This is a genomic window from Sphingomonas tagetis, assembly GCF_024211275.1.
Lineage (GTDB): Bacteria > Pseudomonadota > Alphaproteobacteria > Sphingomonadales > Sphingomonadaceae > Sphingomonas > Sphingomonas tagetis.
The window spans coordinates 187,608-208,837 of sequence record NZ_JAMLDX010000006.1; the positions used below are offsets into that span (position 1 = coordinate 187,608).

Here is a 21,230-nt window from a genome sequence, read left to right on the forward strand (position 1 = left end):
CCGGAGGCCACGATGCGCAGCTATCTCAACCATTATATCGGCGGCCAATGGGTCGAAAGCGAGGGCGGCACGCGTCACGCGGTGATCAATCCTGCCACGGAAAGCCCCGTCACCGAAATCACGCTGGGCTCGCAGGCCGATGTCGACAAGGCCGTCGCCGCCGCCAAGGCCGCGTTCGACAGCTTTTCGCGCACCACCGTCGAGGAACGCGCCGCGTTGCTCGAAGCGATCCTCGCCGAATACAAGGCGCGCGCCGGCGACCTTGCCGAGGCGATGGCGGCGGAAATGGGCGCGCCGATCAGCCTCGCGCGCACCGCGCAGGCGGGCAGCGGCATCGGCCACTTCATGTCCACGATCAAGGCGCTGCGCGAGTTCGTTTTCGAAGAGCAGATCGGCAAGAGCCTCGTCGTGCACGAGCCGATCGGCGTCGTCGCGCTGATCACGCCGTGGAACTGGCCGATGAACCAGATCGTCGCCAAGGTCGCCCCCGCACTCGCCGCCGGCAATACGATGGTGCTCAAACCCAGCGAGGAAGCTCCGTCCTGCGCCGCGATCTTCGCCGAGATCATCGACAAGGCTGGCGTCCCAGCGGGCGTGTTCAACCTCGTGCAAGGCGACGGGCCCGGCGTCGGCACCGCTCTCAGCCGTCATAAGGACGTCGACATGGTCAGCTTCACCGGCTCGACCCGCGCCGGCATTCAGGTCGCCAAGAACGCCGCCGACACAGTCAAGCGAGTCCATCAGGAGCTCGGCGGCAAGTCGCCGAACGTCATCCTGCCCGGCGCCGACCTCGCCATAGCGGTGCCCACCGGACTCCAGAGCGTCATCATGAACTCCGGCCAGAGTTGCATCGCCCCCGCGCGCATGCTCGTCCATGAAAGCCAGGCCGCCGAGGCCGCACAGATCGCCGCCGCGACGATGCAGGCGGTGGAGACCGGCGACCCCGCGCAGGAAGGCCGCCATATCGGCCCGGTCGTCAACAAGGCGCAGTGGGAGAAGATTCAGGGCCTGATCGCCAAGGGGATCGAGGAAGGCGCCAGGCTCGAAACCGGCGGCCCCGGCCGCCCCGACGGCATCGACACCGGCTTCTACGTCAAGCCGACGCTCTTCTCGGGCGTGCGCAACGATATGACGATCGCGCGCGAGGAGATTTTCGGCCCGGTCGTCACGATCATCCCCTACAAGGACGAGGAAGACGCCGTCCGCATCGCCAACGACACCGAATATGGCCTGTCGGCGGTGGTGTTCGGCACCCCCGAGGAAGTGAAGCGCGTCGCCCCGCGGCTGCGCGCCGGCATGGTCTATATCAATGGCGGCCAGCCTGACCCCGGCCTGCCTTTCGGCGGCTACAAGCAATCGGGCAATGGCCGCGAATATGGCAAATACGGCTTGGCCGAGTTCATGGAAGTCAAGTCGCTGGTCGGCGCGCTGGCCTAGTCACCCGCGCCGGTCGGTCCATGCCACCAGCGCGTGACGCACCCCGCGGGTCACCGGCGTGACGCGGTGGAGCAGGCGCGACTGGAACAGGCGAGCGCGGCAGCGTGCGCGGCAGCCCCAGCGCCGGCACGATCTCCAGCACCCCGCCTTCATAGTCACCGGCGTCGGACAGCTCGACCGAGGCGGAAATCAGCCGTTCGGCCTGACGGTCGGCGCCGGCGTCCGAATGCCAGATCTGGAAATGCGCGCCGGCGCCATAGCGGACCAGCTGGATATCCTCGAACAGCGGATCGACCGCGATATCCAGCCGCGCCGCCACCTCGGCGAACAGCGTGTCGAGCCGGTCGTAAACCCATTCGCACGCGTTCCGCGGCAGGTGGCAGCGCTCGGCTTGCCACATGCGCAGATCGACATGATCGTGCGTCCCGCTCCACACCGTCGCCGGCTCGAGCGCATGTCGACCGACCAGCGCCACGATCGCTTCGCACTCGGCGGGCGCGAAGGCGGCGGGTGGTCGACATAGGGCGTGCCGATTCCGCTCAGTCGAACAGATCCTCGAGAAAGCTCTTCTTGCGCTTGTGCTTGTAATAGCGCGGGTCGTGGCCGAAGCCGCGCTCGCCATATTCGCCGCCATAGCCTTGCTGCGGATAGCCCCCGCCCCACGGTCCGCCTTGCGGAGGCTGAGGCGGCTGCGGCGCTTGCGGAGCGGGCGGCGGCGCAGGCTGAGCCGGCGCTTCGGCCGCGGCACTGCGCTCGATGATCTTGTCGAGTTCGCCGCGGTCGAGCCAGATGCCGCGGCATTGCGGGCAGTAATCGATCTCGATCCCCTGCCGGTCGCTCATATGGAGCCCCACCTTGCATACGGGGCACATCATTCCGGCAACGGCTTCGGGGGTTCGCATCATCGGCTCCTGATCGTGGTCGATCGAACCTAGCTAGGAAGTGTGACGGCTCGCCGCAACGCAATCCCGTTCAATGCACCGTGCCGACCGCGCGGTTGACGCTCATCAGCACGATCAGCCGCTCGATCTGGCGCCAGCGGCAGAAATTGATGTGGTTGCCAAGGTCGCGATAACGGTCCGCGCGCGCCGCCGCCTCGAACCCCGCATCGTCGCCGAACAGCGCGATCAGCTCCGCCGCATCGCTCACATGCGCGCGGTCGGCAAGATAGGGAACTGGCGACATATCGGGGACCATGGGCGCTCCTGCGGGCGTTGCGATGCCTCCGAGCATCCAATCGCCGTGCCAGCTTCGACGAACCCGCGGGTTCCGCGCCTTTCGAGGGTAAACCGCCATAAACCATGCCGAAAAAGCCGTGTCGCGCTTCCCGCATCGGGACGGTGGCGTCCCGGCGCGGGACGTGGCAAGGGAAACGCAATGACCAAGAAGCCCTCCTCAGTGCCGCTCGCCGGCGGCGCATTGCTCGCCCTTAGCCTGATCGTGGGCAGCGTCGCCGGCGTGCTGCGCGGCCAGCCTTCGGTCGGCTTCATCGGCGGGCTCGGCGTCGGACTCGCGCTGCTCGTCGCGATCGCGTTGATCGACCGCGCCCGAACCCGCTAACCGCGACCACAGCATGACCGCACGAATCGACATGGGCCTCGACGGCGGCGGCAATCCGGTTGCCGTCGACCTGGAGGAGTTGCTCGCCACCCGCCTGCTGGTCCAGGGCAATTCGGGCTCGGGCAAGTCGCATTTGCTGCGCCGCCTGCTCGAGGGCAGCGCAGGCCTTGTCCAGCAGGTCGTGATCGACCCGGAAGGCGATTTCGTCAGCCTCGCCGATGCCTTCGGCCATATCGCAGTCGATGCCGCCGACTACAGCCTGACCGAACTCGGCCGCCTCGCGTTGCGTGTCCGCGAGCATCGCGCCAGCGTCGTGCTCAACCTCGAAGGCCTCGAAATCGACGGCCAGATGCGCGCCGCTGCCGCCTTCCTCGCCGCCTTGTTCGACGCCCCGCGCGAGCATTGGTACCCGGTTCTCACCGTCGTCGACGAGGCTCAGCTCTTCGCCCCCGCCGCCGCCGGCGAGGTCGCCGAGGACGCGCGTCGCACCTCGCTCGCGGCGATGACCAACCTCATGTGCCGCGGCCGCAAGCGCGGACTTGCCGGCGTGATCGCGACGCAGCGCCTCGCCAAGCTCGCCAAGAATGTCGCCGCCGAGGCCAGCAACTTCCTGATGGGCCGCACCTTCCTCGACATCGACATGGCGCGCGCCGCCGACCTGCTGGGCATGGAGCGGCGCCAGGCCGACGCGATCCGCGACCTTGCGCGTGGAGAGTTCCTCGCGCTCGGCCCGGCGATCACCCGCCGCCCGATCAGCGTCCGCATCGGCGAGGTCAAGACCGGGTCGCGGGCGGTCAGCCCCAAGCTCACCCCGCTGCCCACCGCCGCAACCGAAGACATGCGCGACATGCTGTTCGCCCCCTCGGCGGCGGACGAGCTTCCGCCCCCGCCGCCGCCCGCACCCACGCCGATGGCTGACCTGATGCGCGCCGTCGCCACGCCCGCCCCTGCCCCGGTGCCCGACATGCCGGTGCTGGAGGAAAGCGAGCAGGCCGATGTCCGCCGCGCGATCCTCGCCGAGATCGCGGGCGAGGGCGCTGCCAGTGATGGGCGCCAAGCCTTGCCCAACATCTTTCAGGATTACACCGTCCGCTGCCGCATGCGCGGGGTCGAGCCGGGCATCGACCTTGCCAAGTTCCGCGCGTCGCTCGCGCTCGCCCGCGCCGGTATCGCCGATGCCGCGGGCTGGGACGAGGCGCTCACGCTGGCGGCTTCGCTGCCCGAGGAGATGCTCACGCCTTTCCTCGGCATCGCTCGCGCCGCGCGTGAGAACCAGCCCTGCCCGTCCGATGCGCAGATCGCCGCGCTCTACGGCACCAGCTCGCTGGGCCGCGCCAAGCGCATGATCGCGCATATCGAGGAAAAGGGCCTGATCGTCGCGCGCACCGATCTGGCGGGCAAGCGCAGCGTCAGCCTGCCGCATCTCGGCTGGACCACAGCCCCGGCCTGGCCCGATCCGGCCAACCCGCAACGTCCCGGCCGTACCGCCGTGCGCGCGGCCGAGCGCGCGCGGCTGCTTTAGAAGAGCAACACCGCGACAATCCCGATCAGCAGGCAAGCGCCCACCGCCTCCACATAGGCGCAGACGCGCTTCAGCGGCTCCTGTTCGGTCGTTTCAGTCTCCCGATGCGCCCGGTCGGCGCGGCCGGAAATCAATGCCTTCACCATCGTAACATCCCCCATGAAGGATGCTGCGCGCAATCAGCGGGCCTGTCGAGTCTATCGATGGTTATAGCTTACCCATTTTGTGACGATTTGGCCATCGGCATCAGCACCATCGCAAAGGTCCGTGCCTCGTCCGGCTGCAACGTCATGACGCCAGGCTTGTCGGAGAATTCCCCCGCGAACCCCGCCGGGTCGGCCAGCCCCCACCAGGGCTCGATGCACATGAACCGCGCGCCCTGCTTGGTCCAGATGCCGAGCTTGTCGACGTCGGGGAACGCCACGCGCAAGCTCGCGCCGCCGGGCACGGCATAGGTCACCGCGCGGCTCGCCAGCCCGGTCCAGATCAGCGCATCCGCCTCGAACAGCGCGTCGTTCAGCGCGAGCGTCCGTCGATCCCCGGCGAGCGGCGAAGGCCGGTCGCTGCCCGCGATCAGCCCGCCTTCGAGCCTGGCCAGCGCGCTCGTCTCCGGCAAGTCGAACCGGATCGCGTGCCCGCTTTTGTCCGCTTCGCCCGGCAGCGGCCAGGCGAAGGCGGGGTGATAGCCAAAGCTGGCCGGCATCGGCGCCGCGCCGCGGTTGGTCACCGTGCAGGCGATCGTCAGCGCGCCGTCCGCGATGCGATAGTCGGCGTCCAGCGCGAAGGCGAACGGATAGACGGCCCGCGTCTCGTCATCGTCGGTCAGCCGAAACCGCACCGCATCCGCCGCCCGCTCGACCTGCTCGAACCGCCGCCGCCGCGCAAAGCCGTGCTGCGGCAACGCATAGCTCTCGCCGCCGAGCTGATAGCACCCGCCATTGAGCGCGCCGACGATCGGAAACAGCAGCGGCGAGCGCCCGCTCCAATAGGCCGGGTCGGCGTCGGTCATCCACTCGCCCCCGGCCGCATCGGTCAGCGACGACAGCTCCGCGCCCAGCGGGTTGACCGCGGCGGTCAGCGTGCCGTCGCCAATCGTGACCCAGTCCGCGCTCATGCCAGCTCGCCCGCCGCGCCCGATCGCGCCGCGACCAGAAACTCCACATTCCCCTCCGGCCCGGTGATCGGGCTGCGCGTCACCCCTTTGACCCGCCAGCCCCCGGCCTCCAGCCACGCCACCACCTCGTTGCACACCCGTTCGTGCACCGCGGAATCGCGAACCACGCCGCCCTTGCCGACCTCGTCGCGCCCCGCCTCGAATTGCGGCTTGATCAGCGCCACCATCCACGCCCCCTCCCGCACGAAGGCGAACGGGCGCTCGAGCACCTTGGCCAGCCCAATGAAGCTGGCATCGCACACCACCAAATCGATCGGCTCGGGCACATGCGCGGCGGTCAGAATGCGCGCGCTGGTCTGCTCGTGCACAACCACGCGCTCGTCCTGGCGCAGCTTCCAGGCGAGCTGATTCGTGCCGCTGTCGACGGCATAGACGCGGGCGGCGCCGCGCGTCAGCAGCACGTCGGTGAACCCGCCGGTCGACGAGCCGACATCGATCGCGGTCATACCCGCGGGATCGAGTCCGAAGTGATCGAGCGCATGCGCGAGCTTGACCCCGCCGCGCGACACCCAGGGATGGTCGCGCCCTCGCACGTCGAGCGGCGCATCGGGCGCGATCGGCTGTCCCGGCTTGTCGATGCGCTTGTCGCCGCTGAACACCAGCCCCGCCAGGATCAGCGCCTGTGCACGCGTGCGGCTTTCGGCCAGCCCGCGGTCGACGAGCAACTGATCGGGACGCGTCTTGGCCATGCCCGCTCCTAGCCCAACACAATCCATTTTCCCATTACGAGGCGCATCACAACCTGCGCTAAGGCCGAAGGAGCCACCCCAGGTTCTCCGCAAACCGCTGGCGGGAATGCGATTCTGGAATTCAAGGCGTGCTGATGTTATTATGAGCCGGGTGACCGGGTGTTTAGACCCCCTTTTCGCTCGGTCACTTTCGAGGCTCAGATCAGCGGCCTGGCCGCGCCGACGCGCCTTGCCACTGACGGTCGGCTAGGAATTCGGCCAGCACACAATTCTCGGCGACCCGATCGTGTGCCAGCGTGGTCGTTATCCATGCTGTCACGAAACGACGCGTCGCGCAGGAATCTGCCAGGGCAGGGCACGCCCGGCTCAGGTCGCCAGCGCCTCGAGCTTGCCGACATCGACCGCCCCGACCAGCGCCTTCAGCGCCCCGATGTCGGGCGCATCGCCCTCGGCCTCGATCAGGAAGCGGTCGCCCAGCAAGATGCCATAGCTGCCGCGCCCGCTCTTGTTCCATTTCTCCATCGTGTAGCGGCCGTCGATCATGCCCGATTTCTCATAGCCGCTTTCGGTCTCGCGGCTGGTCTCGACCTTGAACGCGCTCGCCATCGCCGCGAACGCCCCGGCAGAGGCGAGGTCGGTGACCTTGAGCCGCACGCTCTTGCCCTCGGCCTCGTATTTCGCCTCGGCCTGCGATCCGCCCATGCCGCCCGCGCTTGCGCTCGAGCTTTCCAGCTCGGTGCGCGTCCAGCCGCCGGCCGACGCCGGCAGCAAAGCGGCGAGAGACTGGCGGTCGGCGGGGGTGGCGGACTTGGCCTTCGTCGCCGCGGCTTCCATCTTGGCGGCGGCTTCCTGCAGCTTGCCGACATCGACCTTGCCCACGCCCGGCACCGCGACCTCGCCGCTGACCGTCCCGCCGCTGTCGCCAAAGGTCACTGCCCGCGGTGCCAGCGCGCTGGTCAGCGCCGTCGTTACCGCGCCGACGATCAGGAACAGCACGATCGCGACGATCACCGTCACGACCGTATAGCCCATCGCCTTGTCCTCCGGCGCCTTCATCAGCCGTGGAAGACCGAGATAGAGGAGGTAAAGACTATAGAGTCCCAGAATGCCGAGGATCGCGAGCTGCGGAATGATCTGGAAGATGCCGCAGAGATAAGCCGCCGTGCCGCTATAGGCCGCGACCTTCATCGCCTGCACGCCGTTTTTCTGCCCGCCGAAATTCGGCGCCAGCGCGTCAATGATCTTGGACAGCAGGAACGCGCTCAACAGCGCCAGCGCATAGCCGATCACCGCGCTGGTCAGCGCACCCGTCACGCTCGGGCGATAGGTCACGCCGAACGCGCTGTACCCGAATACCAGTCCGCCGACCAATCCGGCCACCGGCCCGATCGCCGCGAGCGGCACGACCCAGCCGGTCATCAGCCCGCCGACGCTCGCCGGCTCGCCATCGATGCCCGCCCATTCCTCCTTGGGTTTCAACAGGATGTTCTTGCACCGCTCGGTCAGTCCGTTCGCCATGTCGCGCCCTCCCTGTTCCTGCCCGACTCGGCATACACCAGAATCGCATTGAACCCGAGAGCGGCGGCCCCATATCCTGCGGCCATGAGCGATTCCTTGAAGTGGCACGGCACCACCATCCTTTCCGTGCGCCGCAACGGCCGCGTCGTCATCGCCGGCGACGGCCAGGTGACCCAAGGGTCCACCGTCATGAAACCCAATGCACGCAAGGTGCGCCCGCTCGGTGACGGCAAGGTCATCGCCGGGTTCGCCGGCGCCACCGCCGACGCCTTCACCCTGTTCGAGCGGCTGGAAAGCAAGCTCGAACGCCATCAGGGCCAGTTGATGCGCGCTGCGGTGGAACTCGCCAAGGACTGGCGCACCGACAAATATCTGCGCAACCTCGAAGCGATGCTGATCGTCGCCGACAAGGACATCACGCTGATCATCACCGGTAATGGCGACGTGCTCGAGCCCGAGGCCGGCATCGCCGCGATCGGATCGGGGGGCAACTATGCCCTCGCCGCCGCGCGCGCGCTGGTCGATTACGAGCAGGATGCCGAGACAATCTGCCGCAAGGCGATGCAGATCGCGGCGGATGTGTGCGTTTACACCAATGACCGGCTGACGGTCGAAACCCTGGAAACGGCCGCCTGATGCTCTATTCCCGCCTCGGCGATTCCGGCCTCATCGTCTCGCGCCTCTCGCTCGGCACGATGACCTTCACGCGCGGCGGTGGCGTCGCCGCCATCGCCAAGACCAATCTTGCCGACGCCGCCGCCCTGGTCGACCGGGCGATCGCCGCCGGGGTCAATTTGATCGACACCGCCGACGTCTATGCCGATACCGAGTCCGAAGAGATGCTCGGCAAGATCATCGCCGGTCGCCGCGACGAGCTGGTCATCGCGACCAAGGCGGGGTGGCGCACCGGCCAGCCGCTCAACCGCTCCGGCCTGTCGGCGGCGCACCTCCACTGGTCGGTCGATCACAGCCTCAAGCGCCTCGGCACCGACTATCTCGATATCTTCATCGCGCATCGCGACGACCGCAACACGCCGCTCGAGGAGACGCTGCAAGCGCTCGACGCGATCGTCCGCGCGGGCAAGGCGCGCTATCTCGGCGTGTCGAACTGGCCGGCCTGGAAGGTCGCCGCCGCAATCGAGCTGCAGCGCGCCAATGGGTGGGCGCCGTTCACCCATGCGCAAATGCTCTATTCGCTGATGCACCGCGACATCGAAGAAGAATTCCTGCCGATGGCGCGCCGCTATGGGCTCGGCATCACCGCGTGGAGTCCGCTCGGCGGCGGCTTCCTCACCGGCAAATATACACGCGAGAACGCTGGCGGCGCCGACGACCGCCTCGCCAGCCATGACGACATCCCGCTCGACAAGGAGATGGGCTTCCGCCTGCTCGACGTGATCCGCGGCATCGCCGACAGCCATGGCGTCAGCTTCGCGCAGGTCGCGCTGGCCTGGCTGCTCTCCAGGGACCAGGTGTCGAGCATCACGCTCGGCGCGACCAAGCTGCACCAGCTCGACGACAATCTCGCCGCGGTCAACCTCAAGCTGAGCGAGGAAGAGATCGCCGCAATGGAAGCTGTCAGCCAGCTCCGCCGCGGCTTTCCCGGCTTCTTCATCGACCGCATCGACCAGCCGATCGCGCAGGCGCTCGCCGGGCGGCCCGGCAACTGACTCTCGACAGAGAAACGAAATGAACGACAACCTGACTCCCAAAGCCATCGTCGCTGCGCTCGACGCGCACATCATCGGCCAGCAGGAGGCCAAGCGCGCGGTCGCCGTCGCGCTGCGCAACCGCTGGCGTCGCCAGCGGCTCAAGGCCGATCTGCGCGATGAGGTGACGCCCAAGAACATTCTCATGATCGGCCCGACCGGCTGCGGCAAGACCGAGATCAGCCGCCGCCTCGCGAAGCTCGCCGACGCGCCGTTCGTGAAGGTCGAGGCGACCAAGTTCACCGAGGTCGGCTATGTCGGTCGCGACGTCGAGCAGATCGCCCGCGACCTTGTGGAAGAGGCGATCCGGCTGGAGAAGGAACGCCGCCGCACCGCGGTCAAAGATAAGGCCGAAGCCGCAGCGATGACGCGCCTGCTCGACGCGCTGACCGGTAAGGATAGCTCGCAGGCGACGCGCGAGGCGTTCCGCGAACGGCTCAACGCCGGTCATCTCGACAATAGCGAAATCGAGATCGAGGTCGAGGCGGCCAGCGGCATGCCGTTCGAGATCCCCGGCGCCGGCCCGCAGATGATCAATCTCGGCGAGATGATGAAGGGCTTTGGCGGCCCGCAGCTCAAGCGCCGCAAGATGAACGTCCACGCCGCCTGGGCCAAGCTGGTCGAGGAGGAAGCCGACAAAAGGCTCGATCAGGACGAGGTCAGCCGTCAGGCGCTGGCGGATGCCGAGGCCAACGGCATCGTCTTCCTCGACGAGATCGACAAGATCGCGGTCAGCGACGTGCGCGGCGGCTCGGTCAGCCGCGAGGGCGTGCAGCGCGACCTGCTGCCGTTGATCGAGGGCACCACGGTCTCGACCAAATACGGGCCGATGAAGACCGACCATATCCTGTTCATCGCCAGTGGCGCGTTCCACGTCGCCAAGCCGAGCGACTTGCTGCCCGAGCTGCAAGGCCGCTTGCCGATCCGGGTCGAATTGAAGGGCCTGACCGAGGACGATTTCGTCGCGATCCTCTCCGACACCAAGGCGTCCTTGCCCGAACAATATAAGGCGCTGATCGGCACCGAGGGCGTCGAGATCAGCTTCACCGACGACGGCATCCGCGCCATCGCCCGCATCGCCGCCGAGGTGAACGCCGAGATCGAGAATATCGGCGCTCGCCGGCTTCAGACGGTGATGGAGAAGCTGCTCGAGGAAATCAGCTTCGGCGCCGAGGACAAGGCGGGCACCGCGATCGTGATCGACGCGGCTTACGTCGACAGCCAGCTCGCCAGCATCGCGCGGAATACGGACTTGAGCCGCTACGTGCTCTAGCCTGTTAAAAGCCCCTCCCCTTCAGGGGAGGGGTTGGGGTGGGGGATGTCTCACCGAGATTCCCCCACGTACCTAAAACCGCACCCGCACCCCGCCGAACAGCGATCGCCCCTCGCCCGGATAGAACACCGCCTGATCCGCGCCATTCGCGTTCACCACCGCCCCGAACTCGGGCACATGGTTCTTGTTGGTCAGGTTCCGCGCATCGGCGAACAGCGTCACCCCGCCGGGCAGATCGATCCCGAACGACAGATGCAGCAGCGCGTAGCCCGGCGCCTTCAGCGTATTCCGGTAGTCGACCCACACATCCTTGGGCCGCCAGTCGAGCATCGGTTCCACCCACGCCCTGGCCTTCTCGAAGCGTAGCGAGGTTCGTAGCTGATGCTCCGGCACCACGGGCAGCCGGTTGTTCCCATAGGCGGCGTCGCCGGTGAAGCTGAAGTCGGACCACGCCCAGGTCTGCCGCAGCCGCAGCAGCGTGTCGCCGCTATCCACGATCCGCCAGTCGACGCTCGCCTCGACCCCCTGATGCCGCGTCCGATCCGCGTTGAACACGGCCGCCGGGATGTTGGGGGAGACGGTGAAGTTGAGCATCTCGCCCTTCAGCGATGCGCGATACGCGGCGACATCCCACGACACCGCCCCGCTGCGGCCGCGCGTCCCGACCTCAACCGTCCATGCCCGCTGCGGCTCGACCGGCACGAAGTTGAACCCCGAGAAGCTCGACTGCACCAGCGCCCCGAATGCCGGCGGCTCCACCGAGCGGGTGACGTTGGCATAGACTTGCGTCCCGCCGTGCTCCCACAAAAGCCCGAAGCGCGGCGCGAGCCATTGGAATTCGACGTCATCGCCGCGCCCCGCCAAGCGGTTGGTATAGTCGCGGCTGGCATGCCCCCAGCTCGCCCCGGCGACCACCGCCAGCTCAGGCACCACGAAGAACCGCCCCTCGGCGAACAGGTCGAGTCCGCTCGCCCGTTGCAGCGCATCGCCCATCTTCATGCCGTTGACCCCGGCGATGTTGGCGTAGGTCTGCTGATCCAGCGCCCCGGTCCGGAAGCTCGCCCCGAAGAACAGATCGGCCGCATGCCCGCCAATCTCGCCCGACAGGTCGAACCGGCCGAATGCGCCCTCGGTATGGATGTCCTGCTCCAGCACGATCGGGATCGGATGCCGCAGGTCGGTGCCGGTGGCATAGACGCCACCCTCGAACACCAGCCCGTCCGACAGCCGCAGCCGGGTCTGCAGCGTCGCCCGCCGCACATCCTGGTCGCGCGACCAGCGTCCCGCCACTGCCGCCGCGCTCGCCGGGCGCGGATTGGCGCGGGCCTGCGCCAGCGTCAGCGTGCCCGGCGCACCCTGCTCGATCGTCGCCGCGGTGGCGATCAGCCGAACCTCGCTGTCCTCGCCGACGCGATAGCCAAGATTGACCGTCCCACGCAGCTGCTCGCTCGCCGAATTGGCGCGATAACCGTCCGCCTTGTAGCCGTTGACCGAGCCATAAGCGTCGAAGTCGCCAACCACCCCGCCCGCCGCCGCCTGCCCGCGCCAGCTGTCATAGCTTCCGCCCTCGGCGCGCAGCAGCACCGTTGAGAGCGCCGTGCGGCCGTTGACGGTGACGAGGTTCACCGCCCCGCCCAACTGCGCTCCGCCGAAGCGCAGCGCGTTGCCGCCCTTATAGACCTCGACCATGCGGGCGCTCATCACGTCCACCTTCTGGAAGTCCGAAAAGCCGTCGGCATCGGCAAAGGAAATGCCATTCTCCGCCAGCAGCACGCCGCGCTGGTGGTTGCTCTGCCCGATGCCCGAGCCGCGGATCGACAGCCGTGACTCCTCGCCATAACGCTTGTTCGAGAGCACACCCGGCACGTCGCGCAGGACGTCGGGCATGCCGATCGCCAGCCGGTCTTCGAACGTCTCCGCCGCGATCACCGCGACCGCGCCGGGCGTGCGCGAGAGCCGCTTGCGCGCTTCGGCAACGGCGGGCGGATCGTCCGGATCGGGATGCCCTGTAACGATGATCGGCGGTTCTTTCTGGTCCGCCTCCTCGGCAAAAGCCGGCGCCGAAGTCATCTGGGCAAAGCAAGTGGCGGCAAGCAGCGCCGCCGCATGGAGAGTCTTCATGGATAGCAGTCCTGATCGGCGCGCCGGACTTGCCCGCGCGCTCAGTTCGTCAAAATCGGCGAAGGATCAGGCGGTGAGCGGCGGGCCTCGCAGTGGCGGCCACGCATGACGCGCGCGCCGCAGCGGCCGCAGCACGATCGCCGCGAAACCGATCGCAAGGATGAAGGCGAGCGCCGCCGCGATCTGCACCGGATCGGCACCCGGCAGCAGCGCCTGCCCCAGTCCCGCGAACACGCACGGTTGGTCGGCCCTGTCCGCGTCATCGGGCTGGGACGGCGCACCGGGCACCTCGATCGCGACTCGCTGCGGCCCCATCTGGGTACAGACCAGCACGATCATCGTCCCGGGTCCCGCCACCGGCATGAACCCTGCCGGCACCACCAGCTTCATCGCCAGCGCCAGCGCGATCAGCGCGGCGGCGATGCGGGGGCGGGACAAGATCAGGCGGCGTAGCACGGCTGCGCCGTTAGCCGCTGGCGCTGCGCCTGTCATCCGCTAAAGGAGCCGACAAAAGAGTCATGCGGGGACATGCAATGGTAACGATCAAGGCCACCGATCTGATCGAGAGCGTCGCCGACGCGCTCCAGTTCATCAGCTACTATCACCCGATGGATTACATCCGCGCGCTGGGCGAGGCGTACAAGGCCGAGCAATCGCCCGCTGCCAAGGACGCGATTGCGCAGATCCTGACCAACAGCCGCATGTGCGCCGAGGGGCATCGCCCGATCTGCCAGGACACCGGCATCGTCAACGTCTTCGTCAAATGGGGCATGGACTGCCGCCTCGACGACACCAGCCGCTCGCTGCAAGAGGTCGTCGACGAGGGTGTGCGCCGCGCCTATCTCCACCCGGAGAACAAGCTGCGCGCCTCGGTCCTCGCCGATCCCGCCTTCACCCGCCGCAACACGCGCGACAACACGCCCTGCGTGCTGCATGTCGAGATGGTCGCGGGCGATCATGTCCATGTCGATGTCGCGGCCAAGGGCGGCGGGTCGGAGAACAAGTCGAAGTTCAAGATGATGAACCCCAGCGACTCGATCGTCGACTGGGTGATCGAGATGCTACCGCAGATGGGGGCCGGCTGGTGCCCGCCCGGCATGCTCGGCATCGGCATCGGCGGCACCGCCGAGCATTGCGTCCTTCTCGCCAAGAAGGCGCTGATGGAACAGATTGACATGGCGACGCTCAAGCAGCGCGGCCCGCAGAACGACCTTGAGGCGCTGCGCATCGAGATTTTCGACAAGGTCAACGCGCTGGGCATCGGCGCGCAGGGGCTTGGCGGCCTCGCCACCATCCTCGACGTCAAGATCATGGACGCCCCCTGCCACGCGGCGGGCAAGCCGGTGGCGATGATCCCCAATTGCGCCGCCACCCGCCACGCGCATTTCACTCTGGATGGCTCCGGCCCGGCCTATCTCGAAGCACCGAAGCTCGACGAATGGCCCGACGTCAACTGGACGCCGGACAAGGCCGCGATCCGCGTCGATCTCGACACGCTGACGCCCGAAGTCGTGCAGAGCTGGAAACAGGGCGACCGCCTGCTGCTCAACGGCAAGATGCTCACCGGCCGCGACGCCGCGCACAAGCGCATCGCCGACATGCTCGCCGCGGGCGAGGAACTGCCGGTCGAGTTCAAGGGCCGCGTCATCTATTATGTCGGCCCGGTCGATCCGGTCGGCGAGGAAGTCGTCGGCCCCGCCGGCCCCACCACCGCCACGCGCATGGACAAGTTCACCCGCATGATGCTCGATCAGGGCCTGCTCGCAATGGTCGGCAAGGCCGAGCGCGGCCCCGCAGCGACCGAGGCGATCAAGGAGGCCAGGTCCGCCTATCTGATGGCGGTCGGCGGCGCGGCCTATCTGGTGGCGCGCGCGATCAAGGGCAGCAAGGTCGTCGGCTTCGAGGACCTCGGCATGGAAGCCATCTACGAGTTCGAGGTGCAGGACTTCCCCGTCACCGTCGCGGTCGATGCCGAGGGCAACAATGTCCACCAGCTCGCCCCGCTGGTATGGAAAGAGAAAATCGCCCGGGAAAAGCTGCTCGAAGGGGCGTGATCAGTTCGCCGATCTGGCTGCCGGCGACGCTCATCGCCGCCGTCTTCCAGCCATGGCGGACGGCGGTGCAGCGGCGCGTCAGCAAGGAGCTGTCGATCAACGCCGCCGGGTTGGTCCGCTATCTTTACGGCCTGCCCTTCGCACTCGCGCTGGCCGCCGCCTATCAGTTCGTGCTCGCACCCGCCGCCTTCCCGGCGCTGGGCAACTGGTTCCCGTTCTACTGCGCCGCTGGCGGTCTTGCGCAGATCGTCGTCACCAACCTGCTGCTGATGGCGTTCGGCGAGCGCAGCTTCGTCGTCGGCACGGCCTATTCCAAGACGGAAGCGATTCAGGGCGCGCTGCTCTCGATCGTGCTGCTCGGCGAGCGCCTCAACGCGCTTGCCTGGCTCGGCATCGCGCTGGGCGTGGCCGGGGTGATGATCCTCTCGGCGGGCGGCAAGCGTATGACGGCGGGTGAACTGATTCGCGCGCTCGGCCAACCGGGCGCACGCTACGGCATCGCTTCTGGCTTCTTCTTCGCGCTGACCGCGATCGCCGTGCGCAGCGCGACGGTGCAGGTCGGAACTCAGGATCATGTCCGCGCCGCGCTGATCGTGCTCGCCTGCACCGTCGCGCTGCAGACCCTGATGCAGGGCACGCTGGTTGCGTGGCGCGAGCGCGACCAGATCGCGCCGGTGTTCCGCAGCTGGCGCGTGTCGGGGCAGGTCGGGTTGCTCTCGGCGCTGGGTTCGGCCTGCTGGTTCACCGGCTTCGCCACCGCGCCGGTCGCGCTGGTGCGCGTGGTTGGCCAGATCGAGGTCGCCTTCACCATGGCGTTCGGCCATTTCTATCTCGGGGAACGCGTGACGCGCAGCGAGGTCGCCGGACTGTTGCTGGTCACCGCCGGTGTCGTCGCGGCGCTGGCCGGCGCGCTGTAAGCATCCGGATCGCGTTCGCTAGCGCCGCGCCGCGAGCGCGCGCATCTCCTCTTCGGCGCTCATCGGCTGCCCGGCCATCATCGCCTGAGCGTCCGCCATCGCCGCGGACGAGCTCGAGCCGGCCTGACGATATTCGGTGCTTTGGCCCGCCGTGCCGCCATAGAGCCGCTCGATCCGCCATTCGCGTCCCGATGCGCAGGCGATGCCGCTCGTCTCACCGCGTTCGAACGTCCGGCACAGCCGCTCGCCACGATCGCGGAAGGTGACGCCGATGCGCAGCGCCGCGCCTTCGGGCTGCGCCGAGGCGAGCTGCGTGTCGAGTGCCCGCGCCACCTCGCCGCGCGCAACGGTGCGGCCATTCTCGAAGCCGATGCTGTCGCCCTGCGGCCACATCAGCGGCCCCGCGACCAGCCCGGCGACCAGGCTCGCCGCTATCGCACCGATCCAGAACCGACGTTCGCGCCGTGCAGGGCGGGGTGCCAGCGGCACGACCTTCGCGGACTCGCGGATCATCGCCTCGATCCGCGCAGGAATCGGCGCCCGTTCGACCGGTGCGAACGCCGTGCGCAGCGAGGCGGCTAGCATGCGGTGCTGCTCGACCTGCGCCGCGAGCGCCGGGTCCGCGGCAATCGCCTTCTCAACGCGCTTCGCCGCGAGCGGGTCGAGTTCGCCATCGGCATAGGCCATCAGCATTTCGGGATCGATCGTCATGCCGCCTCTCCCAGCTTCGCCATCAGCGCCTCGCGCCCGCGCACCAGCCGCGAGGTGAGCGTGCCGATCGGCACGTCGAGGATCTCGGCGGCCTCCCGGTAGGCGAACCCCTCGATCACGACGAGCGCCAGCGCTTCACGCTGATCGGGCGGGAGCGTGCGCATTGCCGCGCCGACCTTGCCGAGCTCGACCACGGCTTCCTGATTGCCCGCGGCACCGACCGCCTCGCCGGCGTCGGGCGGCACGAAGGTCTCGCCGCGGCGCGTTTCGGCGCGGACGGTGTCGATCCAAAGATTGCGCATGAGGCGATACATCCAGCTATCCAGTCTCGTACCCGGTTCCCATTGCTCGCGCCGCAACAGCGCGCGCTCGACCGACGCTTGCAGCAGATCGTCCGCGTCCGCCGCATTGCGCGCCAGCGCATGCGCAAAGCGGCGCAGGCGCGGCAGGTGATCGAGCAACTGCTCTTCGAAGCGCAACCTCTGGGTTCCTCCAGGTTCACGGATGAAACGGACGCCCCTGTCCGTTTCATCCAGCATGACGCAGAAAAATTCCAAGTCTAGAATGCAGCGCATGAAGCGGCAGGGTCTGATCATGGCGGTGAGCGCGGCGGCGCTGTGCCTGACCGGACCTGTGCAAGCGCAGCTCGTGCCGCAGCTCCCGCCCGTGGGCGGGGTGGTCGATCGCGTGACGGGCGCCCTGCCCGATCTTCGCCAGACGCTCGGCGACGCAGCCTCACTGGCGCGCGCGCAGGTCGAACGCGCGCGCGATCTGGTGCGCCGCCATCCCGGCCGGATCGGGCTCGATCCCGAAGGCAATGCCGTGCGCGCGAACGAGCTGATCGTGATCGATGCGGACGCTGCGGTAACCGATGCGGCCGGCGCGCTCGGCTTTCGCCTGATTGAGCGGGTCGAACTCGCCGAGCTCGGCATCGCCTATGCGCGCTTCGAATCGCCGCATGGCATGGGCGTAGCGAGAGCGCTCAAGCAGTTGCGGGCGGTGGCAGGGGGACGTGAGGTCAGCGCCGATCCGCTCTATTTTGCCAGCGGAACGACGGCGGGACCGGCGATGCCTTCCCACGGTGCCGCACAGGCGAGCACCGGGTCCGCCCGGATCGGGATCATCGACGGCGGCGTGCCGCCCGGAACGCCGGGCCTCGCGCGGCAACAGGGTTTCGCACAGGGCGGCCCGCGAACAAATGATCATGCCGTGGCGATCGCGTCGCTGCTCACCGGTGGCGGCGGGGTCCGGGCAAGCGCGCCGGGCGCGCGGCTGCATGTCGCCGACGTCTATGGCGACGATCCGGCGGGCGGCAACGCCGCGGCGATCGGGCAGGCGCTGGCGTGGATGGCGCGCGAACGCGTGCCGGTCGTCGTGGTGAGCCTGACTGGACCGCCCAATCCGCTGCTCGGCCGCATCGTCGGCGCGGCGCGGCGGCTCGGCACCGTCGTGGTGGCCGCGGTGGGCAATGACGGCCCGGCGGCACGGCCCGCCTATCCCGCGTCCTATCCCGATGCGGTCGCGGTGACCGGCGTCGATGCGCGCGGCCGCGTCCTGATCGAGGCGGGGCGCGCGGCAAAGCTCGATTATGCCGCACCCGGCGCGGACTTGCTCGCGCTCGGTACGGACGGCAAGGCGCGGCGCGTGCGCGGTACATCGTTCGCCGCACCGTTCGTCGCGGCACGGCTTTCAGCGCATCTTAGCAGCGACGGGATCGGCGGCGCGCTCGCCGCGCTCGACCGCGAGGCGCGCGATCTCGGCAAGCGCGGTGCGGACCGGCAGTTCGGTCGCGGGCTGGTGTGCGGCGAGTGCGCGACCCGGCCGCGCTGAATTTTTTTCGGATTAAACCGCAAACGGCATCCGTTCCCTCCCTGAAGCGCCGTGCGAGCGGCGCTCTGCACAAGGAGGATGACGATGAAGACCCTGTTTCTTTCGGCGGCCGCGGTCGCGGCGCTCGCGCTCTCGGCCCCGGCTTCTGCCCAGCTTCTGGGTGGCGGCGGTCTGGGTGGTCAGCTCGGCGGCAGCCTGGGCGGCCAGCTTGGCGGCACGCTGGGCGGCGGCCGTCTTGGCGGTTCGCTCGACCGGCCGATCGGCCGCACGCTGGAACGGACCCGTGAACCCGTCACCAGTACGACGCGCGCCGCCAAGTCCGCGCGCGGCTCGGCCGACGTCAATCGCAGCATCGATCGCCGCAGCGGCAAGGTCAGCGCCGACGGCAGCGCCAATGGCGGGATTGCCGGAGCGCTGGACAACAGCACCGGCGCGCTCGGCCGTAGCGTCGGCGCTTCGGGCGATGGCCGCGCGTCGGGCAGCGCCTCAGGCGGCGCTTCGGCTGACCTGATCGGCACCGACGACGTGCGCGGCACGCTGCGCGGCGCACGCGACCGGGCTTCGGGTGCGGCGGACACCGCACGCGGCGCCACCGGCAATATTCGCAACCGCGCGACCGGTATTGTCGGCAGCGCCCAAGGTGTTGCGAGCGGTTCGGCGGCGGGCAGTGGCTCTGCGAACGGCTCCGCCGGCAACGGCAGCGCGTCGGGGTCGGCGGCGGGTGACGCCGCTTTTTCGCTTGCCAGCCCTTCGCTTCCCGCGATCAACCCCGGCATGCGGATCGAGGATACGCGCGGCCGGCTCGTCGGGCGCGTTCACGAGGTCAACCGCAATGCGCGCGGCCGCATCGAATCGCTCGCCGTGCGCGTTGGCGACCGGGTCGCGACGCTGCCCGCCAGCAACTTCAGCGCCGAGGGCGACGTGCTCGTCTCGGCAATGGGCAAGGGTGAAGTGAAGGACGCGGCCGAACCGCGCTGAAACCACATTCTTCAACACAGGCAGGCGGCCGGGAGTGATCCCGGCCGTTTCGCATTGTCGAGATTGCGCTGCGCCGCGTGTCTCGCTAGGTGGCGAGATATAACAAAATCTTTATATCCTGTTTTGCTCCGTTCAGGCATGGCAACGGCCTGGCCAATATGAGGACTGACATGCGTTCCAGCTATCTCTTCACGTCCGAATCGGTGTCCGAGGGTCATCCCGACAAGGTGTCGGACCAGATCTCGGATGCGATCGTCGACCTGTTTCTCGCCAAGGATCCCGAGGCGCGTATCGCGTGCGAGACGCTGACCACCACGCAGCTGGTGGTGCTGGCCGGTGAGATCCGCGGCAAGGGCATCATGGACGAGGCCGGCAACTGGGCGCCGGGCGTGCGCGACGAGGTCGAGAAGGCCGTCCGCGATACGGTCAAGGCGATCGGTTACGAGCAGGACGGCTTCCACTGGGAGACGCTGCGCTTCGAGAACAACCTGCATCCGCAGTCGGCGCATATCGCGCAGGGCGTGGACGCGAGCGGCAACAAGGACGAGGGCGCGGGCGATCAGGGCATCATGTTCGGCTATGCCGCCAACGACACGCCCGACCTGATGCCGGCGACCTTGTACTACAGCCACAAGATCCTCGAGCAGATGGCGGCCGACCGTCATTCGAAGAAGGCGCCGTTCCTCGAGCCCGACACCAAGAGCCAGGTGACGCTGCGCTATGAGGGCAGCGTGCCGGTGGCGTGCACCGCGGTCGTCGTCTCGACCCAGCATGGCAAGGGCTATGACGCGGGCGACAAGGAAGCCGAGCTGCACGCCTATGTGAAGGGCGTGATCGCCGATGTCATCCCGGCGCATCTGCTGAGCGACCAGACCGTCTATCACATCAACCCGACCGGCAGCTTCGAGATCGGCGGCCCCGATGGCGATGCGGGCCTGACCGGGCGCAAGATCATCGTCGACACCTATGGCGGGGCTGCGCCGCATGGCGGCGGCGCGTTCAGCGGCAAGGACCCGACCAAGGTCGACCGCTCGGCGGCGTACATCACGCGCTACCTCGCCAAGAACATCGTCGCGGCGGGCCTTGCGCAGCGCTGCACGATCCAGCTCGCTTATGCGATCGGCGTTTCCAAGCCGCTGTCGCTGTATGTCGACACGCACGGCACCGGCACGGTCGGCGACGACAAGATCGAGGAAGCGATTGGCAAGATCGAGAAGCTCGGCGGGCTGACCCCGCGCGGCATCCGCACGCATCTCGGGCTCAACAAGCCGATCTATGCGCGCACCGCCGCCTATGGCCATTTCGGGCGCAAGGCCGAGGGCGACTTCTTCCCATGGGAGCGCACCGACCTCGTCGACGACCTCAAGGCTGCCATCGCCGCCGCCTGAGGCTTCGGCCACCACGCACAGGATGAGGGGCCGGAGCGCACGTTCCGGCCCCTTCTTCGTGCGCGGCTGACTGGAAAGTCACAAACGTCCCGACATCTATCGCGAAGAAGGTGACCGTCACCCAGCCCTCTTCAGCAAGCCTGAAAGAGCTAGAGGCAGCGCGGCGAGTCTCAAATGTAACACCGCATATTGCGAAAATGGCGGACGTACGCCCGCATATTCAGCTCGGGAAAAGTACCGCTGGCCGAGCAGCCAAAATCCGACATTCCAAGCCCTTGACCATATCCGCGAGAGACGTCGGATGACGCCGGCATGGCCGCCAGCCCTTCGACGCCGGTCACGCGCAGGC

At 68.0% G+C, this 21,230-nt stretch carries 22 protein-coding genes; 11 read left to right on the forward strand and 11 right to left on the reverse strand.

Annotated elements, in window-relative coordinates:
• Positions 1-12: 12 nt before the first annotated feature.
• A complete protein-coding gene (locus M9978_RS10150; RefSeq protein WP_254292920.1) occupies positions 13-1,437 on the forward strand; it encodes an aldehyde dehydrogenase family protein in 1,425 nt (474 codons plus the stop codon).
• Here the strand turns inward: M9978_RS10150 and M9978_RS10155 are convergent.
• The 3 genes from M9978_RS10155 to M9978_RS10165 all read right to left on the reverse strand — a co-directional run bounded on the left by M9978_RS10155 (position 1,409) and on the right by M9978_RS10165 (position 2,622).
• Positions 1,409-1,912, reverse strand: coding sequence for a 2OG-Fe(II) oxygenase (locus M9978_RS10155; protein ID WP_254292921.1), 504 nt, complete (start codon positions 1,910-1,912; stop codon positions 1,409-1,411). The genes M9978_RS10150 and M9978_RS10155 overlap by 29 nt on opposite strands.
• 64 nt (positions 1,913-1,976) lie before the next feature.
• Positions 1,977-2,339, reverse strand: a complete 363-nt coding sequence (locus tag M9978_RS10160; protein WP_254292922.1) for a TFIIB-type zinc ribbon-containing protein — start codon at positions 2,337-2,339, stop codon at positions 1,977-1,979.
• 70 nt (positions 2,340-2,409) lie between these two features.
• On the reverse strand, positions 2,410-2,622 hold the full coding sequence (locus M9978_RS10165; RefSeq protein ID WP_254292923.1) for a hypothetical protein: 213 nt from the start codon (positions 2,620-2,622) through the stop codon (positions 2,410-2,412).
• A 192-nt stretch (positions 2,623-2,814) separates the two neighbouring features.
• On the opposite strand from M9978_RS10165, the gene M9978_RS10170 reads away from it, so the two are divergent.
• Together M9978_RS10170 and M9978_RS10175 are read left to right on the forward strand one after the other, a co-directional pair.
• Positions 2,815-2,997, forward strand: coding sequence for a hypothetical protein (locus tag M9978_RS10170; RefSeq protein WP_254292924.1), 183 nt, complete (start codon positions 2,815-2,817; stop codon positions 2,995-2,997).
• A gap of 13 nt (positions 2,998-3,010) precedes the next feature.
• Positions 3,011-4,519: a helicase HerA domain-containing protein gene (locus M9978_RS10175; RefSeq protein WP_254292925.1), complete on the forward strand. Its 1,509-nt coding sequence runs from the start codon at positions 3,011-3,013 to the stop codon at positions 4,517-4,519.
• Here the strand turns inward: M9978_RS10175 and M9978_RS10180 are convergent.
• The 4 genes from M9978_RS10180 to M9978_RS10195 form a co-directional block, all read right to left on the reverse strand.
• Entirely contained in the window at positions 4,516-4,665 is a 150-nt protein-coding gene (locus M9978_RS10180; RefSeq protein ID WP_254292926.1) for a hypothetical protein, read from the reverse strand. The genes M9978_RS10175 and M9978_RS10180 overlap by 4 nt on opposite strands.
• A gap of 68 nt (positions 4,666-4,733) precedes the next feature.
• Entirely contained in the window at positions 4,734-5,633 is a 900-nt protein-coding gene (locus M9978_RS10185) for an aldose 1-epimerase family protein (protein WP_254292927.1), read from the reverse strand.
• Positions 5,630-6,382 (reverse strand): TlyA family RNA methyltransferase, encoded by a 753-nt coding sequence (locus M9978_RS10190; RefSeq protein WP_254292928.1) that lies wholly within the window; start codon positions 6,380-6,382, stop codon positions 5,630-5,632. Before M9978_RS10190 ends, M9978_RS10185 begins: the two co-directional genes overlap by 4 nt.
• Before the next feature lie 366 nt (positions 6,383-6,748).
• A complete protein-coding gene (locus tag M9978_RS10195) occupies positions 6,749-7,900 on the reverse strand; it encodes a Yip1 family protein (protein WP_254292929.1) in 1,152 nt (383 codons plus the stop codon).
• An 84-nt stretch (positions 7,901-7,984) separates the two neighbouring features.
• Here M9978_RS10195 and hslV point away from each other — a divergent pair, with 84 nt between their 5' ends.
• Genes hslV through hslU form a run of 3 tightly spaced genes read left to right on the forward strand, consistent with a single transcriptional unit; the run spans position 7,985 to position 10,882 of the window.
• A complete protein-coding gene (hslV, locus tag M9978_RS10200) occupies positions 7,985-8,536 on the forward strand; it encodes an ATP-dependent protease subunit HslV (protein ID WP_254292930.1) in 552 nt (183 codons plus the stop codon).
• Complete coding sequence (locus M9978_RS10205; protein WP_254292931.1) at positions 8,536-9,570, forward strand: aldo/keto reductase; 1,035 nt, start codon at positions 8,536-8,538, stop codon at positions 9,568-9,570. Before hslV ends, M9978_RS10205 begins: the two co-directional genes overlap by 1 nt.
• A 19-nt stretch (positions 9,571-9,589) precedes the next feature.
• A complete protein-coding gene (gene hslU, locus M9978_RS10210) occupies positions 9,590-10,882 on the forward strand; it encodes an ATP-dependent protease ATPase subunit HslU (protein ID WP_254292932.1) in 1,293 nt (430 codons plus the stop codon).
• 72 nt (positions 10,883-10,954) lie between these two features.
• On the opposite strand, the gene M9978_RS10215 is transcribed toward hslU, so the two are convergent.
• Both M9978_RS10215 and M9978_RS10220 read right to left on the reverse strand, forming a co-directional pair.
• Positions 10,955-13,003, reverse strand: coding sequence for a TonB-dependent receptor family protein (locus M9978_RS10215; protein WP_254292933.1), 2,049 nt, complete (start codon positions 13,001-13,003; stop codon positions 10,955-10,957).
• Positions 13,004-13,069: 66 nt separating this feature from the next.
• Positions 13,070-13,441, reverse strand: coding sequence for a hypothetical protein (locus M9978_RS10220; RefSeq protein WP_254292934.1), 372 nt, complete (start codon positions 13,439-13,441; stop codon positions 13,070-13,072).
• Between the two features lie 95 nt (positions 13,442-13,536).
• On the opposite strand from M9978_RS10220, the gene M9978_RS10225 reads away from it, so the two are divergent.
• Both M9978_RS10225 and M9978_RS10230 read left to right on the forward strand, forming a co-directional pair.
• Positions 13,537-15,057 (forward strand): fumarate hydratase, encoded by a 1,521-nt coding sequence (locus tag M9978_RS10225; protein WP_254292935.1) that lies wholly within the window; start codon positions 13,537-13,539, stop codon positions 15,055-15,057.
• Positions 15,054-15,974 (forward strand): EamA family transporter, encoded by a 921-nt coding sequence (locus tag M9978_RS10230; RefSeq protein WP_254292936.1) that lies wholly within the window; start codon positions 15,054-15,056, stop codon positions 15,972-15,974. The genes M9978_RS10225 and M9978_RS10230 overlap by 4 nt, the downstream gene beginning before the upstream one ends.
• Before the next feature lie 18 nt (positions 15,975-15,992).
• On the opposite strand, the gene M9978_RS10235 is transcribed toward M9978_RS10230, so the two are convergent.
• Both M9978_RS10235 and M9978_RS10240 read right to left on the reverse strand, forming a co-directional pair.
• Positions 15,993-16,685: an anti-sigma factor family protein gene (locus tag M9978_RS10235; RefSeq protein ID WP_254292937.1), complete on the reverse strand. Its 693-nt coding sequence runs from the start codon at positions 16,683-16,685 to the stop codon at positions 15,993-15,995.
• On the reverse strand, positions 16,682-17,164 hold the full coding sequence (locus tag M9978_RS10240) for an RNA polymerase sigma factor (protein WP_254292938.1): 483 nt from the start codon (positions 17,162-17,164) through the stop codon (positions 16,682-16,684). The genes M9978_RS10235 and M9978_RS10240 overlap by 4 nt, the downstream gene beginning before the upstream one ends.
• A 94-nt stretch (positions 17,165-17,258) precedes the next feature.
• On the opposite strand from M9978_RS10240, the gene M9978_RS10245 reads away from it, so the two are divergent.
• The 3 genes from M9978_RS10245 (at position 17,259) to metK (ending at position 20,881) form a co-directional block, all read left to right on the forward strand.
• Positions 17,259-18,515, forward strand: a complete 1,257-nt coding sequence (locus tag M9978_RS10245) for a S8 family serine peptidase (protein WP_254292939.1) — start codon at positions 17,259-17,261, stop codon at positions 18,513-18,515.
• A gap of 84 nt (positions 18,516-18,599) precedes the next feature.
• Positions 18,600-19,493: a hypothetical protein gene (locus M9978_RS10250; protein WP_254292940.1), complete on the forward strand. Its 894-nt coding sequence runs from the start codon at positions 18,600-18,602 to the stop codon at positions 19,491-19,493.
• Positions 19,494-19,663: 170 nt separating this feature from the next.
• Positions 19,664-20,881: a methionine adenosyltransferase gene (metK, locus tag M9978_RS10255; protein ID WP_254292941.1), complete on the forward strand. Its 1,218-nt coding sequence runs from the start codon at positions 19,664-19,666 to the stop codon at positions 20,879-20,881.
• Positions 20,882-21,230 lie beyond the last annotated feature (349 nt).